The following is a 1,086-nucleotide window of genomic DNA, read 5'->3' on the forward strand; positions in this document are numbered from 1 at the left end:
CGGGGTTTGAGAGAACGAATGGGAGTTTTACGCCCATTTAGATGAGTTTTTAACTCATCAATAGTATTTTCGATTTCCCAACGTTGATGATACTCTGTGGCTAACAACAATGCAGGAAATAAAGCAATATCCATCAAACTGGTAATTAAACGATAAGTTTGTTGTCCATTTTCAGAGTCGATTGTGTATTCTATAACCCTTACCTGAATCCTGGCTCCACCTTTGTGCTTGGATTTGCGGTCTGGAGCAATCCAGGACAAATATGAGCCATCGTTTAAAACCTTGTCTACTGGAAATTTAACGTTCTTTGGCACTCGCCCTAAATAGTGACATCCGCACTTTAAGGTGGCATGAACCATACGGTAAGAATGTAGCCCTCTATCCCACATCAGCAGCATCCCTTGACTACAACTTCGTAGTAGTTTTAAAGAGCGGATTCTTTCTCCCATGCGGTAAGGACACATCAAGGCATCAACAATTAGATGGGTTCCCGCCTCAATTAGCAATACTAAACGGACTTTGGGAAATGCCGCTCTGGTTCCTTTCCTACTGCCTGGATATCCAAACACCCTGGCATTAGCCGCACTATCTGGGACATCCAACACCGTACCGTCTACTGCCATTACTCGTAGTCCTCCTAAAAATGCCCCTGGAGTCTGCGCTGTTGCTAATGGTCTGACTATCTTGTGAAACAACCGACTCATTGCCCAACATCCCAACCTCTGTCTTGCTTCACTGATGGAAGAACTACTTGGTACTTTCCAATACTGCCCTAATCGCGTCCACTCTCTACTTAGTCCATTCACCAGATTTTTCAGTACGTCCCCCATTGCATCTGATGACCATAAATTCATCGCTATGACTAGACACACTACCAACCCAGATGGCAATTTCCGCGTTCGCTCTTCACAACTGTCTGTCTCTGATAGAGTTTCTCTGATCACTGATGGCGAAATGACTGTTTCTATTGCTTTGAATATTAACTCTGCATCTAAGGTTGGCGTTATCAACGAAAAATCTTTTAGCAGCACCAATTTTTCCCATCGCACTTTTTGGAGAACAATTATTACTTTACCTTGCTTTTGT

General features: G+C 43.3%; 1 protein-coding gene. It reads right to left on the reverse strand.

Annotation, left to right across the window (positions count from 1 at the left end; genetic code table 11):
- On the reverse strand, nucleotides 1-1,031 hold a 1,031-nt coding region (locus IQ259_RS26945; RefSeq protein WP_193889028.1), incomplete at its 3' end, for an IS4 family transposase.
- Between the last annotated feature and the right edge of the window lie 55 nt (nucleotides 1,032-1,086).

This window comes from Fortiea sp. LEGE XX443, assembly GCF_015206815.1.
Classification (GTDB): Bacteria; Cyanobacteriota; Cyanobacteriia; order Cyanobacteriales; family Nostocaceae; genus Nostoc_B.